Below are 15,296 nucleotides of genomic sequence, written 5' to 3' on the forward strand. Positions count from 1 at the left end.
TTTTTGGCGATTATTTTTCATATGCCTTAGGCTTTAGCGCCACCTTATACAGTGGCTCCACCGTAGGCATCAGTGCGGTAAGTTGATCAATTCGGGTTTCCCCAGAAGGGTGGGTGGATAAGAATTCAGGTGAGCTCTGATCTTTCGTAGCTTTTAACATCTTTTTCCAAACGCTAATTGCACCTGCGGGGTTATAGCCTGCTCTTGCCGCTAACTCCAGTCCAATGGCATCAGCCTCTGTTTCATTTTCCCTTGAGTTTGGCAAAACAATTGCATATTGAGCTGCTTGGTTGGCTACGCTGATCGCTGATCCGTAAGGACCTGCTACTGCCATAGCAATATTAACTAAGATGCTTTGTGCTGCCGCCTGAGAAACGCGTTCCCTACCATGCTCACGGACTGCATGAGCGATTTCATGACCCATGATGGCGGCAATCTCATCATCATTAAGATTAAGTTGCTCAATGATCCCCGTATAAAAAGTAATTTTCCCACCCGGTGCGCAGGTCGCATTGAGTGCCGGAGCATCAATTAAAGTGAGGCGCCAGTCCCATTGCTTGGTGTCATCGCGAAATGCCTCTGTCTGTGGAATCAGTCGATTGGCAATTGCCTTGAGGCGATCGTAGGTAGGCCCTGAGTTCACCAATATATTTTTATCTTTAGCTTTTTGATTTTGCTCGTTGTAACTAGAAGCAGATAGACGGTTGACGTCATCAGATGAGGCCATCATAAACTGAGAGCGGGTAATGCCAACAGCACCAGGGCGGGTAGTATTAGCGCACGCTGCCAAGAGCAGGGTGCAGGCAAGGCCTAAACAAAAACGCATATCTAATTTAGACCATTGCCCTTGCAGCAAATTACTTCTTTTTTGGTGTAGTAATAGACGCAGCCATTGCATCAAAATAAATCACCTTAACTTGCTCGCCAACATTTACATCTGCCAAAAGCTGAGCATTCTTGACAGTCACTACTGTGACCTTACCGCTTGGGCCCTTGACAGAAACTAACCTCTTGGCGCGATCAACCCCAATAATGTCAGCAATGATAGTGGTGGTATTTGAGATAGTGCGTGATGGCTTTTCTCCAGCCTTGGATGTGGCTTCAGTAGATGTCTCCACTTTGCTGCGAATTCCGTCACTCTTTGTTTTGATTAGCTCAATAGCTACGGCTAATTCATAGGACACATTTAAGCGATCGCCTTTTTTTATTTGATCCAGACTCTTAATTTCTGGGCCAGCAACAAACTTAGATTCACCTTCTGCATTTTTAAAGTAGATGGTGCGATTTTTTTTATCAATCTTAGTAACTACACCTTCATAGAGCTGATATATATTGTCGGTTACTGCGGCATCTATGACCGTTGGCGCAGAGGCTGCCGGAGCTTGAGCCATCACCACGGCTGGACCTGTTAATAAAGCGGCTGCAATTAAGGTGATTAATGTGAGGTGAGTTTGCATATTTATCCTTAGAGATCAGTGGTTATCTATTGATATTATCGTATTTCTAGCCTGTTTTTCACTTTATTGTGCGGTCCAGCAATATCTAGGAAATTTGGGTGTCTAATTTGATAGTATCGAAGTTTAAATATTGTCTATTACCAAAGGATTGCTATGCCCCGTTTTGCCGCTAACCTCACTATGTTGTTTACTGAAGTACCGTTTATGGAGCGCTTTGCGCTAGCGAAGACAGGGGGCTTTACAGCCGTAGAATTCCTTTTTCCCTATGCCTTTGACCAAAAAGAAATAAGAAGTGCCCTAGATAACAACGCTCTGAAGCTAGTGCTTCACAATTTGCCAGCAGGGGACTGGGATGCTGGCGAGCGGGGAATTGCCTGCCACCCAGACCGGGTTGAGGAATTTCGTGCTGGCGTAGCCAAGGCGATTGAATATGCAACAGCACTTGGCGTACCGCAACTGAACTGCCTTGCTGGAAAAGCGCCCTCAGACGTTCATCCCAAAGTACTGCGAGATACCTTCGTTGCTAATCTTCAATATGCTGCCTCAGAACTCAAGAGTGCAGGACTGAAGTTGCTCATTGAGCCCATTAACACCTTCGATATTCCAGGCTTCTATCTATCACGCACAGAACAGGGCATTGAAATACTAGATGCAGTAGGGGCTGAGAACGCCTATCTTCAGTATGATATTTATCACGCACAGCGGATGGAGGGTGAGTTGGCAAATACTATACAAAAATACTTTAGCCGTATTGGACATATTCAGCTTGCCGATAATCCTGGCCGTAATGAGCCTGGATCTGGCGAAATTCATTATGATTTTTTATTCGGATTGCTCGACAAACTAGGATACGCCGGTTATATCGGCTGCGAGTATAAGCCCCTCAAAACGACTGAAGCAGGACTTGGATGGATATCGAAATACGAATAATCACCATTGTTTAAGTCAATTGATTATTACAACAAACTATTAGCGAATAATGCAAAAAGGAAATTCTCATGAGTAAATTGAAATTAGGTTTTGTGGGCTTGGGAATCATGGGAGCCCCCATGGCTGGGCATTTAGTGAACGCAGGACATGAAGTATTCATTCATACCCGTAGCAAGGTACCGGAAGAACTCATCAAAAGCACCGCGATTGTCTGTGAAAGTCCTGCCGCTGTCGCTTCAAAAGCGGACATCATTATTACAATGGTGCCCGACACTCCTGATGTAGAAAAAGTGCTTTTTGGTGACAACGGTATTGCATCAGGTTTATCTAAAGGAAAGATCGTCATTGATATGAGCTCGATCTCACCTATCGCAACCAAAGAGATTGCTAAAAAAATTAATGCCTTAGGTTGTGAGTACTTAGATGCACCAGTATCGGGCGGTCAGTTAGGCGCCAAGGGTGCAACACTCACCATTATGGTGGGGGGTAATCAGGCTACTTTTGATCATGTAAAGCCTATCTTCGAATTGATGGGTAAAAATATTACCTTGGTGGGCGACAACGGAGCTGGTCAAATCACTAAGGTGGCCAATCAAATTATCGTAGCGCTTAATATTGAGGCTGTTGCAGAGGCGCTTGTTTTTGCAGCAAAAGCAGGGGCTGATCCCGCTAAAGTGCGAGAAGCCTTAATGGGTGGATTCGCTAGCTCGAAGATCTTAGAGGTGCATGGCGATCGAATGATAAAAAGAACATTTGATCCTGGATTTCGGATTGAGTTACATCAGAAGGATCTGAATCTGGCTTTGAGCAGTGCTAAGGCAATCGGCGTCTCACTCCCCAATACAGCGACAGCGCAGGAATTATTCAATTCTTGTAGCGCTCATGGTGGTAGGGCTTGGGATCATTCAGCAATGGTGAGAGCCCTGGAGAAGATGGCTAATTTCGAGATCGGTCAAAAATCCTGATTTGGGCTGGCAATATGAAATCTACGCTATTAGTTTATCTACACGGCTTTCGCTCATCACCAAGATCAAGCAAGGCGATGATGACTGGCGATGCTATCAAGGCTATTCGTAATCCAGATCAAGTGTATGAATGGTATTGCCCTCAACTGCTAGCTTCTCCACAAGAAAGCATGGCAATGGTTACTGCTCATATCGAGCAATCCTCGGCGGATAGGCTGGTGGTGGTTGGATCATCTCTTGGGGGGTTTTACACCAACTACCTTGCTGAAAAATACCATTGCAAGGGTGTTGTCTTAAATCCAGCTGTGTTCGCAGCAAGGGAGCTTGAACCGCATGTAGGCATGATGACTACTTACGACAGCGAAGAACCTTTTGATTTTAAGTATGAATACATCAGTGAATTGAAAGACTTGCAGGTTTCCAAAATAAGCGATCCTGAGCGCTACTTTTTAATAGCAGCTAAAGGAGATGAGTTGCTCGATTGGAAAGAAATGGTTGCCTTTTATGAGGGTGCGCAACAGTTGGTGCTCGAAGGAAGCGATCATGGCATTGCAGACTACTTAGATCATTTGCCACAAGTGGTTGCTTTTATCACCTCCGAATAGCTTCATTACCCATTTCATTTCGGATTTGTTTTCTGAGCTAATGCATTTCATCCCCAAAAAATCATTTTGGCTTTTGCTTGCAGCCATTGCCATCTCTATTTCAGGGCATCTTATTTTCTTCTTTGGCGTTCCTTTTTTCTCATTCAGTCGCACTCCACCCATCTCTGAGGATCTCATCATTAAAACGGATCTACGGGTAGAGCCTCCGAAAAAGATTCAGATGAATAGCAGGCCGAAGATTAGATCTGCTCCAAAACAAACAAACGCTGTCGCATCAGATACATCCGCAACAGCAGACGAAGCGGGCAAGGGTGCAGCAGGAAATCAATCCGGACAATCTTTTCAACTCCCTGAATCAAGCACCTTATATTTTGATGCTTATCTTGATGGCCAGCTTTTGCAAACTGCCAGCCTAGAGTGGATCGTCAATGGCAGTCAATATCGCCTGTACATCAATATTCCTTATGCTGTAGTGGGGCCATTTATATTTGAATCTCGTGGGAGCGTAGATGCCTATGGAATTGCTCCTGCTATTTATTGGACTCAACGTGGAACAAAAGATCCAAGATACTCTCGCTTTGATCGAGACCAAAACGGAGCAGGGAAGATGTACTTTTCCGAGAAACCAGAATTTACACCTGACTTATTGCCAGGCACTCAAGATCGATTCAGCTTGATGTTTCAGTTAGCGTCACTCCTGAACGGTAGCGATAAGATTGATGAAGCTGGAACCATTAGATCCATCCCAGTAGTCGACTTCAACACCCTTGAGATGTGGCAATTTAAAAGCTATGGTGAGGCTATATCAGATGACATTCCAAGCTTGGGTCAGACGATTAACCGACACTATGCTTTGATGCAACGTGAGAAGGACCCATTCAAACGCCAAGTCGATATCTGGTTAGCCAGAGATCTGGATTGGCTGCCCGGACGAATAAGGTCGTTAGAGGCTAGCGGCCGTACTTTAGAGCTAATATTCAAGCAAAAAGGTCCGCCACCTAGCAATTAAATCTGGGCTGTTGATCTCTCTTTTTTACCGCCAATGAAGCTACCCATCATGGTGTACAACGCGGCACCCGACATTGAAACAGCAAATACACCAGTAAAAGCGATCAGTATTGGCAAGATTTTCCATTGACTAGGCAGCGTCCATGTACCGTAACCAACGGTTGTGTACATTTCACCAGCAAAGTAAAAGGTTTGAGGATTAGAAGGAAACACTTTTAAGCCAACGCAAATATAAGACCAAATCACAATCTCAATGAGGTGAATCAAAATGATCAAATTAATGGCGATAAAGTAGGAAACAAAGCTTGCGCCAAAAATATGCCTGTCGACCATAAACCCATTGATCTTATGAAATGCCGTTGCAACACCAAGAACAGCAATGGCATGGCTGGCCAGCATCAAGCAAGATCCTACGACAACAATCCAAATTTGGCTGTTTCCCATATCGGCGATGATCTGCGCGTAAAGGGAGTGCAGACTGGGAAGTGTATTGAGAAGGCTTAAATCCATATTAATTTCTTATTTGACATAATAATGATTATGCGCAGTTATTAATGCTATATTTCAAGAGGATAATTTCTTGGGCCCGCCTGGATATGGCTGTTTATAAAGCTTCTCCCAGCGTGATGCCAATCCGTCACGGATATCCGTTTTGCCGAATAGCTCAGCAACATCAATTGCTGAATAACCCTCGTGATTGCGCAATCGAAGATCTGCACCCTGATCAAGCAGATATTTAATCAAACTATCATTGCCGGAACCCACTGCCATCATCAACGGCGTTGTTTCACTTTGACTAAGGGCATTAATCTTTGCGCCATGACTGAGTAAAAACTTAGCAACATCAAGCTTCCCAGTGGTACAGGCGTAATGCAATGGTGTCCAACCCGTTTTATTAACATCCGCCTTGTTTTTGAGCACCATACTTTCGACAACAGTTAACTCACCCTCGATCGAGGCAATCATGAGCGGGTTTTCACCACTTTTATTACTTAGGTTGATGTCAATGGATTTTTCACCTAACAATAGGTCGACTACCTTGCTTGATTTATCCCTGATCGCCACAATCAGCATTGGGTTGCCCTTTGGATCAAGCGTATTAGGATTCACTCCAGATTTAATCAGAGATTTGACCTCAGATACGTCATCAAACTTTGCGGCTTTTGTAAAGTCAGCTATTTGATCGGCCGTTTGACCGAAAGCAAGCCCCGAAAGTAGCATTAAAGCTATGTTGAAGCTTAGAATTAATTTAAACGAATACTTCATTAATCATCTCTATTTATTTGAAAACATTGAAAAAAATTATTTGAGGTTTGCTTAGCTAAGACTTCTAGCGGCAACCCTTTTAAGTCAGCAACAAACTCGCCAACCTTACTAACCCATGCAGGCTCATTGGTTTTTCCTCTGTAAGGAATGGGTGCCAAATAAGGAGAATCCGTTTCGATCAGCATTCTATCTAGAGGGACTTGTTTGCAGGTCTCCTGCAGGTCTTTAGCGCTTTTAAAGGTCACAATGCCAGAAAACGAGATGTAAAAGCCCATTTCAATCGCTTTTTTAGCTACTTCAGTGCTTTCGGTAAAGCAATGCATGACGCCACCAATTTGATCGGCACCCTCCTCCTTCAAAATTCTAAGAGTGTCCTCAGAAGAAGATCTCGTATGAATAATCAAAGGCTTTTTAGAGGCAATAGCAGCTCTAATATGCGTTCTAAAGCGTTCGCGTTGCCATTCCATAGATTCATAAGTACGATCGCCCATACGGAAGTAATCTAAGCCCGTCTCTCCGATGGCAATAATCTTGGGATGCTGTGCTTCAGATACCAAGAAATCAAAGCTAGGTTCAAGCGTATCTTCATAATCTGGGTGAACCCCAACAGAGGCATATAGGTGAAGATGATCTTCGGCTAGCTTGCGAACCTTTGGATAGTCAGGAATATCAACAGATACACATAGGGCATGGGTAACCTTGCAAGCAGCCATATTGGCTAGAACCTCTGGGAGGCGAGCTTGAAATTCTGGGAAATCGAGGTGGCAATGTGAGTCTATAAACATAGCTCACATTTTAATCTTCAAAAATCTGTTGGTATTGAGAAAGCAATGCCTCTAGCTGAATTCGGGTTGCCAAGGGATGATTTTCATGACGACGAGCTGCAACCAACGACTTCCAAAAGCGGAGTAGCTTGGGTAACCTTGCCTGCTGGGCAAGCTTGTGAATATTAGCCTCATGTTTTGGGTAGTAGCGCGGATGACCATTTTGAGCGCAGCTCTGCACATCTGCAATCCATCGTTGCATCGTAGCTAGTAAGACAGCGTAGCGGGCTTTCTGAATCTTTTCGGCCGTATCGAGCCAATGAATTCGAGCTCCCTGAGACAGGGCCTGTAATAAATTGCGAGAAGCCTGAATCGAAATAGTCAATTCGTCTTTTTCATCTTGGTGGTGTCGAGCTAATAAGGAGGCTAAAACAGCATGGGGTGCCCCACCCTGTTCATCGTAAATTGACTGAACTTCATCGCTACCCATTTTTAGTCCTGGCACATGGCTCAGTTGCTGCTGCAGCCATGAAAGCCCTGTTGAGCGATCTGGTCTAGGGGCAGTAATTAAGCGGCAGCGAGAGCGGATAGTGGGTAGCACTCTATCCACTCGATCTGCAAGAAGAATGAAAATAGTATTGGAGGGTGGCTCTTCAAGGGACTTAAGTAAAGTATTGGCTGAATCCGCTCGGAGCATTTCCAGGGGGTAAATTAAGATGACGCGATTACCACCACGATGCGTCCCAATGGACAGCCCCTCAATGGCGGAACGCGTTTCCTCAATAGAAATATTTTTCTTTTCTTTCTTCTCTATAGTCTCTCCGTCACCATCAGATAGCCCGGCTTTTGATTTTTTAGGGGAATCCATCTCCGCATCAAAGTGTCCGCGTGGCAATAGTTTGCGGTGGGTTTCAGGGACCAGGGGGATGAAGTCAGGATGATTCCCAGAATCAAACCAATGACATGCCTCGCAGGTATTGCAGGGTTTTGAGATCCCCAATGCACCTTCACACAAAAGCGCTTTAGCCAACTTCACGGAGAACTCAAATTTTCCAATACCGGCTTGGCCATGAATGAGTAAAGCGCTGGGGAGCGCTTCTAGATTTAAGCTATCCCAAATTGGCTGTAGCCAAGGTGCAATTTTACTAGACCCTAAGTCGGAATAAATAGGCTCCGCCATTTAGAGCGCTATTTCCAGCTGCTGTAAACCACTCCAAATAACTTCTGGTGTTTGGGTTGCATCAATTAAATGAAAGCGCAATGGATCTGCTTTTGCTCTACGAAGGTACTCTTGGCGGACCTTTTCGAAAAATACTAAGTCCATCTTTTCAAATTTATCGGGCAACCTTACTTTCGATCTTCTTGCCTGTGCTATTGACCCAGGCAAATCAAACAGAAAAGTTAGATTAGGCTGCAGTAATCCTCCATCGGCACGAGTCTGCACCCATTGTTCCAGTGCATTTAACTTATCAATACTTAGGCCACGACCACCGCCCTGATAGGCGAAGCTCGCATCTGTAAAGCGATCTGAAATCACAATCTTTCCGGCTAGCAATGCTGGCTCTATGACCTGAGCTATATGTTCACGCCTTGCCGCGAACATGAGTAAAGCCTCCGTCTCTAGGTGCATTGGCGCATCTAACAGCAGTGAGCGCAACTGCTCACCCAATACTGTTCCGCCCGGCTCCCGAGTCAAAACAACCTCATACTGCGGATAACGGCTTTTAATTAATTTACTAAAGGATTCAATATGGGTGCTTTTACCGGCGCCATCGATGCCCTCAAAACTAATAAAGAAACCAGGAAGTGGATTGCTCATCATCTAGTGTTGTGAAGTAGTTTGAGAGGAAGTTTTGCGCTTGCGCTGGAATTGATCAACCGCATTTTCATGATCTCGAAGATTCTTTGAGAATTGGCTTGAACCATCACCCCGGGCTACAAAGTAAATGGCGTCATTTTTAGCCGGATTGACTGCTGCCAGCAGGGATTCTTTGCTGGGCATTGCAATAGGGGTGGGCGGCAATCCTTTGTTCATGTAAGTATTGTAGGGATTGTATTTACGAAGGTCTGATTTTCGAAGATTTCCATCAAAGTGGGGTCCTACACCATAAATAACGGTTGGATCGGTTTGTAACGGCATCTTGAGATTAAGTCGATTGCTAAACACTGCAGAAATCAAAGTTCTATCACTTGAGCGCCCTGTTTCTTTCTCAATAATAGATGCCAGGGTAAGTAGTTGATAGGGGCTTTGTAAGGGCGTTTTTGCCTCTCTTTGCTCCCAAGCATTGCTAAGCTGTTTTTGCATCGCCTGGGCAGCGCGACGATAGATCGACAGGTCTGTATCTTCAGGGTCAAATACATACGTATCCGGAAAGAAAAGGCCCTCAACACTGTCATAGTTCAAGTTTAGGGCCTGAAGTAGCTCCTGAGCGCTCATCAATTCTGTCTGATGGGTTAGCCATGGGTTGGTATCCAGTAGCGCGCGAACTTGCCAAATAGTCATCCCTGGAATGATAGCTACACTAGCCCGAATACGATCACCCCGCGCAATTTGTAAAAGAATTTTTCCTAAGCTTGCTTTTTGGGGCAGCAAATAAGTTCCCGGCTTTAGTTGAGAGCCTACCAAGATGGCTCTTGCGGAGAGCATGATGGCAAATGGATATGCCTGTACACCCTGTTGCGCCAATTGCTGCGCTATCGAGAAGAGCCCAGATTGAGGTGATATCCTGATTTGAAAGGTAGTGCCGACTGTTACTTTATCGGCAGCCTTGGCTAAACTATTCGCAGTACTTAAATTAGGTACGCTTGGCACCACAGGCCAAATAAAGATGGCGCAATAGAAGAGGGCAAGCGTCAGCGCGAATCCCATGCCATAAAATTTCCAGGGCATCTTTTGGGGATAACGACTAAATAACGCTCTTTTTTGAAATTTTCCACTCATCAAGCTATGATAAAAGCTCATGACTACTTCCTCCAAAATTACCTCTCTATCACCTCCCCATTTAACAGCTGGATCAACCTTGCTTTCTGATTGGGGCTTGATTATGGTTGAGGGGCCCGATGCGGCTACCCTACTTCAAAGTCAGCTAAGCAACTCAGTGCTAAGTCTTCAGCGATGTTATCCGGGATCTATTGCCAGTGGATTGGAAGCTGTAAGGCTTGTTGGTTACTGCAGTCCTAAGGGGCGCCTATTGGCCAGCGCCTGGGTCTACTTGTGCCCCAAAAACGAATCTGATGAAGATCGATTCGTAATGTTCATATCAAAAGACCTTGCCGTCAGCATTGCTAAGAGACTCTCGATGTACGTTTTGCGCTCCAAAGTAAGGGTGAGCAATGCATCGGATGAGTGGGATATAGATGGCGCGTATGCGTTAACTCAAGATCATCCCGTCCATTCCATTGCAACTGACGCATTTGCATTAAGACTTCCTGATGTTGTGGATGGGCAACAGACCTTTTCGAGAGTGTTAACAGCAAAACCCAAATTAAGTAATGCCTTTGCTCAGGAAAGCCGTTTCGAGCTAGAGCAGTGGAATAATTTAGAGGTACTGAGCGCTATTCCTCGAATTGTTTTAGCGACGCAAGAGCAATTTGTACCTCAAATGATTAATTTTGAGTCTGTACTGGGAGTTGACTTTAAAAAAGGTTGCTATCCAGGACAAGAAATAGTCGCCCGTAGCCAATATCGCGGTGCCGTTAAGCGCCGCCTGCAGCTAGCCCACTTTGATACAGATTTGGCAAGTACCTATTTAAGCAAGCCCGGGGATGAACTCTTCCACTCTAGAGATGTTACGCAGCCCTGTGGCATGGTCGTATTAAGCTCTCCTAGCCCAAGTCAGCCCGGCCGGGTAAACCTTCAGGTAGAGTGCAAACTTGACGCTTTAGAAGCTGGAGAAATTTGCTTGGGGCTCGATGGGCCCTTGTTAGCAATAGATCCTATTCCCTACCCCTTACTAGAAATTTAGCCCTAGTCTCTGCCCCTCGTTCTCGTTCTCGTACTTCATCACACTCCTTTTTTAATTATCTTTATGTGCCTCATACTTTTTGCCTGGAAATCGCACCCAGACTATCCGCTAGTAGTAGCGGCAAATCGAGATGAATTTTATGCTCGTGATACGGAGCCTATGGCTTGGTGGCCTGAGCACCCACAAATGCTGGCGGGACGAGATAAGGCTGATGTGATTGGTAGCCCTGGCACTTGGTTGGGTTTTACTAAAACCGGTCGATTTGCTGCCCTAACCAATGTAAGGGCTCCTAGTGAAAAAAGCCCGGATGCTAGAACTCGTGGAGAGCTCCCTGTGCAGTATCTTGCTGGAAACAATAAACCACAAGACTACGTTCAAGAAAATGCCAAACGATTTCATCTCTACAATGGCTTTAACTTATTGATGGCAGATTTGAGCGATCCAACAAATGCAGAAATGCATTGGGTTAGTAATCGACTGATGATGGGGGCAAGTATTCGCCCTAGAAAAGTATTTCCTGATCAGGCTTTAGAGGCCGGAATATATGGCTTATCCAATGCAATGCTCGACACGCCCTGGCCAAAAGTAAACCACCGCGTCGCAGCTTTTGCGCAAGCCGTAGCTATGGATGATGGCAAACTTAAAAATGCAGAACGCTACTTACAGTTACTCGCGGATACTCGCGAGGCAAATACGCAAGAGTTACCTAATACGGGTGTAAGTACAGATTGGGAGAAGGCGCTATCAGCCGCCTTTATTCAGACGCCATCATATGGAACGTGCGCAAGCACTGTTTTGCGAGTTCGCAAGGATGGTCATTTTGAAATAATAGAGCGGCGTTTTGATGCAAGCGGCACCGTCGGTCATGAGATGATTTCGGGAACGTTGGCGAAAGCCGAGGACTCAAACTTGTCTGCCTGATTGAGCTGTAAGGCCCATCTATCTTGTAATAGAGCCTACTGTTGACGTAGGTCGTCGTTTATAACTCTCTCTCCATCTGCATTTTTGCTCGCTAGGCGCTTCAAAAACTTAAAGGTGCCCGTAGACATACAACAAATTTCACCTTGATCGTTATAAAGCTTTGCCTCACAAAATGCCATCGTAGCAGTGGTACGTACAGTATCTGCTCTTACCCGTAAGATACCGGTTGCCGCCTGCATAAAGTTGTTTTTCATTTCGATAGTGACCACGCTGCGATCGCCAGGATCAGCAGATCGGGCAGCCACTGCCATAGCAACATCCATCAGGGTTAATAAAACCCCACCATGAGCCACATCCCACGTATTGGTATGCTCTGGCTTTAATGCTAACAAGATCTCACCCTTCCCCATTTCAGCACTGAGGCAGCGTACACCCAGTAATTTTAAAAAAGGAACGTTGAGCTCCTCACCTAGATGGGCAAGCTGAGTAGCTGCATTATTTTGTACTTTATTCGTCATATAGCTATATTAAATGCTTCTGCGGCGATAGTAAATTCCTCTTAAAATAAAGAATGCCCTTCATTTTGCACGGCGGCGATGTCTGTCAGCCCACTATCCCCACCCCAATCCCCAATCCGCACTGGGTGGCCTTCTCTGAGAGGGCGGCTCAACTGTTAGGCCTGTCTATTAACAACAGTGGCTTGCCAAGCGATCCGCAGTGGCTTGATGTTCTGGCAGGTAATTCTTTAAAAGCCAATGATATTGAATTTATAGACCCTATTTCAACGGCTTATAGTGGCCATCAATTTGGTGTTTGGGCTGGGCAATTAGGCGATGGACGGGCAATCTTACTGGGTGATATGCAGGGGCTTGAACTACAGCTCAAGGGTGCCGGAAAAACACATTACTCACGCATGGGGGACGGCCGTGCCGTTCTTCGATCTTCTATACGAGAGTTTCTCTGTAGTGAAGCAATGGATGCGCTAGGCATTCCTACGAGTCGTGCATTATCGATTGTGGGCTCAAAGCAAGCCGTTAGGAGAGAGACAGTTGAAACTGCGGCGGTATGCGCCAGAATTGCTCCCAGCTTTATTCGGGTTGGCCATTTTGAGCACTATGCCTCATTACAAGATACAGTCCGACTTAAAGAATTGGCCGATTTACTCATAGACCACTTTTACCCCGAATGCCTGGAGTCTAGTGACCCATATTTACAATTATTCATCTGCATAGCATCTAAAAATGCAACGCTAGTTGCTCAGTGGCAATCGGTTGGTTTTTGCCATGGCGTTTTAAATACAGACAATATTAGTGTGCTGGGCTTAACGATTGACTATGGCCCATTTGGCTTTTTAGATCAATTTGAAATTGACCATGTTTGCAACCATAGCGATCATAGTGGTCGGTATGCTTACCATCGACAACCGCAAGTGATGCACTGGAATATGGCATGCCTGGCTAGCGCAATGCTTCCCCTAATAGAGTTAACTCATCCCGCAGAAGAGTCTCAAGAACTTTTACGGGCCGCTCTTGAAGACTTCCCCAAGATTTATGCCCAAAAATGGCAACATTTATTTAGGCGCAAACTTGGGCTAACCCAAGAGTTACCTGATGATATTGCCCTTATTGAACGTTTGCTACAAGCGATGAATCAATCTAAAGTTGATTTTACGAACTTCTTTCGTAGCCTTGCCCAGGTCAATCAACGTAGTGATCTCATCGATATCAAGCAGCGAGATCACTTTATCGATAGGGAGCAAATCGACCAATGGTTTAGTGAATATCTCGCTAGACTTGAAATCGAAAACATTGCCGATCCGGTTCGAAGTCAAGCTATGAACGACATCAACCCAAAATTTATCCTTAGAAATCACTTAGCTCAAACTGCAATAGAAAAAGCCCAGCAAGACGACTTTACTGAGATTGCAACCTTACTCAAGATATTGAGTTATCCGTATGATGAGCAATCCGAGCATGAGAGTTACGCAAACGCACCGCCCCTCGATTTACAGAAAATGGCTGTTAGCTGCTCTTCTTAATGTTCACTTCTTTTAGATCCAACTTCAATCCAAACTTAAATCTAACTTAAATCCAACACACGATGCCTAAAAAAACAGATCAAGAATATAAACAACAATTAAGCGATATTGAATATCGAGTGACACGTGAAGCCGCAACTGAGCGTCCATTTAGCGGTAAGTATTGGGATCACTGGATTGATGGGCGCTATAGCTGCGTCTGTTGTAACGCCCCTCTTTTTCGCTCAACTAGTAAGTTTGATGCAGGTTGCGGGTGGCCAAGCTACAGCTCTCCAGAGGAAAGTGCCGCCATTACTGAAATTAAAGATGTGACTCACGGCATGATCCGTACTGAAGTGAGATGCTCGGAATGTGATGCCCATTTGGGCCATGTTTTTGAGGATGGTCCCCACTCATCAGGGTTGCGCTATTGTATTAACTCCGCATCATTAGGTTTTGAGCCCTCAGACAATGCCGCCGACTCCAATTCGAAATAGCTTAAAAATATCAGGATAATGAAAGAATGAAATTCTTATTTGATTTATTCCCCATTATTTTATTCTTTATTGCCTTTAAATTTGGTGATATCTATACCGCCACAATCGTTGCAATGGTAGCTACGATTGGCCAAATTCTATGGGTCTACTATCGACATCGCAAGATTGAGGCTATGCAATGGGTTAGCTTGGTGATGATCCTAGTTTTTGGTAGCCTAACCATTTTTTTGCATGACAAAACTTTTATACAGCTCAAGCCAACGGCCCTCTATTGGTTATTTTCAGCCACCCTATTTATTAGCGCTCAGTTTTTCCAGAAAAACTGGATACAGGTTTTAATGGGCAAGCAAGTCACTCTAAAAGCATCCTCATCTAAATCGATATGGCAAAAAGTGAATCTAGCTTGGTCTGCATTCTTTTTCCTTATGGGTGCTCTCAATTTATACATTGCTTTTGAGTACACAGAAGAAACTTGGGTTAATTTCAAGCTTTTTGGTAGCACTGGATTGCTCGTTATATTTGTCATTATTCAAGGAATTTGGCTAAGTCGACACATGGAGCAACCGGCAGAATGAGCATCAATCAAGAACGTATCAAGCTTTTTGAAATAGATTTAAGAAGCGCCTTCCAGCTTTCGCAATTAGCGATTGAGGATGAAAGCCACCTGCACGCAGGACATGCAGGTGCAGCTAGTGGTGGCGGTCACTTCAAAGTGCGGATTGTTGCGCCAGAATTTGATGGCCTCAGTCAAGTCAAACGCCATCGCGCAGTCTATGCCGCTTTAAATAGGCACTTTCCCCATGAAATTCATGCGCTTTCCATAAACGCTTTAACCCCAAGCGAAGCCTAGTAGAGTATTGATTGCTACTAAACTACTTTTAGATTTAACTTAAGATTTACC

19 protein-coding genes are annotated in these 15,296 nt (G+C 44.8%); 10 read left to right on the plus strand and 9 right to left on the minus strand.

Features of this window, described 5'->3' with window-relative positions:
* Positions 1–10: 10 nt before the first annotated feature.
* Together B0G85_RS00840 and B0G85_RS00845 are read right to left on the minus strand one after the other, a co-directional pair.
* Entirely contained in the window at positions 11–856 is an 846-nt protein-coding gene (locus B0G85_RS00840; protein WP_232725878.1) for a M48 family metallopeptidase, read from the minus strand.
* A gap of 1 nt (position 857) precedes the next feature.
* On the minus strand, positions 858–1,457 hold the full coding sequence (locus B0G85_RS00845) for a hypothetical protein (RefSeq protein WP_100378553.1): 600 nt from the start codon (positions 1,455–1,457) through the stop codon (positions 858–860).
* 153 nt (positions 1,458–1,610) lie between these two features.
* On the opposite strand from B0G85_RS00845, the gene hyi reads away from it, so the two are divergent.
* The 4 genes from hyi (at position 1,611) to B0G85_RS00865 (ending at position 4,966) form a co-directional block, all read left to right on the plus strand.
* Positions 1,611–2,387, plus strand: coding sequence for a hydroxypyruvate isomerase (hyi, locus tag B0G85_RS00850; protein ID WP_100378554.1), 777 nt, complete (start codon positions 1,611–1,613; stop codon positions 2,385–2,387).
* Between the two features lie 62 nt (positions 2,388–2,449).
* Positions 2,450–3,352: a 2-hydroxy-3-oxopropionate reductase gene (locus B0G85_RS00855; protein WP_198508705.1), complete on the plus strand. Its 903-nt coding sequence runs from the start codon at positions 2,450–2,452 to the stop codon at positions 3,350–3,352.
* A gap of 14 nt (positions 3,353–3,366) precedes the next feature.
* The gene (locus tag B0G85_RS00860) at positions 3,367–3,957 is read left to right on the plus strand and encodes a YqiA/YcfP family alpha/beta fold hydrolase (protein WP_100378556.1); all 591 of its coding nucleotides are present in this window, start codon (positions 3,367–3,369) and stop codon (positions 3,955–3,957) included.
* A gap of 40 nt (positions 3,958–3,997) precedes the next feature.
* Positions 3,998–4,966, plus strand: coding sequence for a DUF3108 domain-containing protein (locus B0G85_RS00865; protein WP_100378557.1), 969 nt, complete (start codon positions 3,998–4,000; stop codon positions 4,964–4,966).
* Here B0G85_RS00865 and B0G85_RS00870 read toward each other — a convergent pair.
* The 6 genes from B0G85_RS00870 to mltG are packed head-to-tail and all read right to left on the minus strand — an operon-like array spanning position 4,963 to position 9,885.
* Positions 4,963–5,475 carry an ion channel gene (locus B0G85_RS00870; RefSeq protein ID WP_100378558.1) on the minus strand — a complete coding sequence of 171 codons (513 nt, stop codon included), beginning with the start codon at positions 5,473–5,475 and terminating at the stop codon, positions 4,963–4,965. The genes B0G85_RS00865 and B0G85_RS00870 overlap by 4 nt on opposite strands.
* A 54-nt stretch (positions 5,476–5,529) precedes the next feature.
* Complete coding sequence (locus B0G85_RS00875) at positions 5,530–6,231, minus strand: ankyrin repeat domain-containing protein (RefSeq protein ID WP_100378559.1); 702 nt, start codon at positions 6,229–6,231, stop codon at positions 5,530–5,532.
* Entirely contained in the window at positions 6,231–7,016 is a 786-nt protein-coding gene (locus B0G85_RS00880) for a TatD family hydrolase (protein ID WP_100378560.1), read from the minus strand. The genes B0G85_RS00875 and B0G85_RS00880 overlap by 1 nt, the downstream gene beginning before the upstream one ends.
* 10 nt (positions 7,017–7,026) lie before the next feature.
* Positions 7,027–8,175 (minus strand): DNA polymerase III delta subunit-related protein, encoded by a 1,149-nt coding sequence (locus tag B0G85_RS00885; protein ID WP_100378561.1) that lies wholly within the window; start codon positions 8,173–8,175, stop codon positions 7,027–7,029.
* Positions 8,176–8,814: a dTMP kinase gene (tmk, locus tag B0G85_RS00890; protein ID WP_100379127.1), complete on the minus strand. Its 639-nt coding sequence runs from the start codon at positions 8,812–8,814 to the stop codon at positions 8,176–8,178. It lies immediately after the preceding gene.
* A gap of 3 nt (positions 8,815–8,817) precedes the next feature.
* Positions 8,818–9,885, minus strand: coding sequence for an endolytic transglycosylase MltG (mltG, locus tag B0G85_RS00895; RefSeq protein WP_232725879.1), 1,068 nt, complete (start codon positions 9,883–9,885; stop codon positions 8,818–8,820).
* Positions 9,886–9,955: 70 nt separating this feature from the next.
* Here mltG and ygfZ point away from each other — a divergent pair, with 70 nt between their 5' ends.
* Positions 9,956–10,960: a CAF17-like 4Fe-4S cluster assembly/insertion protein YgfZ gene (ygfZ, locus tag B0G85_RS00900; protein ID WP_100378562.1), complete on the plus strand. Its 1,005-nt coding sequence runs from the start codon at positions 9,956–9,958 to the stop codon at positions 10,958–10,960.
* A 63-nt stretch (positions 10,961–11,023) separates the two neighbouring features.
* Complete coding sequence (locus B0G85_RS00905) at positions 11,024–11,881, plus strand: NRDE family protein (protein WP_100378563.1); 858 nt, start codon at positions 11,024–11,026, stop codon at positions 11,879–11,881.
* A 35-nt stretch (positions 11,882–11,916) separates the two neighbouring features.
* Here the strand turns inward: B0G85_RS00905 and B0G85_RS00910 are convergent, their stop codons facing one another.
* Complete coding sequence (locus B0G85_RS00910; RefSeq protein ID WP_100378564.1) at positions 11,917–12,399, minus strand: PaaI family thioesterase; 483 nt, start codon at positions 12,397–12,399, stop codon at positions 11,917–11,919.
* A 53-nt stretch (positions 12,400–12,452) separates the two neighbouring features.
* Between B0G85_RS00910 and B0G85_RS00915 the strand changes: the two genes are divergently transcribed.
* The 4 genes from B0G85_RS00915 to B0G85_RS00930 all read left to right on the plus strand — a co-directional run bounded on the left by B0G85_RS00915 (position 12,453) and on the right by B0G85_RS00930 (position 15,245).
* Complete coding sequence (locus B0G85_RS00915; RefSeq protein WP_100378565.1) at positions 12,453–13,919, plus strand: protein adenylyltransferase SelO; 1,467 nt, start codon at positions 12,453–12,455, stop codon at positions 13,917–13,919.
* Between the two features lie 62 nt (positions 13,920–13,981).
* A complete protein-coding gene (msrB, locus tag B0G85_RS00920) occupies positions 13,982–14,395 on the plus strand; it encodes a peptide-methionine (R)-S-oxide reductase MsrB (protein ID WP_100378566.1) in 414 nt (137 codons plus the stop codon).
* Positions 14,396–14,421: 26 nt separating this feature from the next.
* A complete protein-coding gene (locus B0G85_RS00925) occupies positions 14,422–14,970 on the plus strand; it encodes a septation protein A (RefSeq protein ID WP_100378567.1) in 549 nt (182 codons plus the stop codon).
* Positions 14,967–15,245: a BolA family protein gene (locus B0G85_RS00930; protein ID WP_100378568.1), complete on the plus strand. Its 279-nt coding sequence runs from the start codon at positions 14,967–14,969 to the stop codon at positions 15,243–15,245. The genes B0G85_RS00925 and B0G85_RS00930 overlap by 4 nt, the downstream gene beginning before the upstream one ends.
* Positions 15,246–15,296: the final 51 nt, after the last annotated feature.

The sequence above is a fragment of the Polynucleobacter brandtiae genome, from assembly GCF_002797575.1.
Lineage (GTDB): Bacteria > Pseudomonadota > Gammaproteobacteria > Burkholderiales > Burkholderiaceae > Polynucleobacter > Polynucleobacter brandtiae.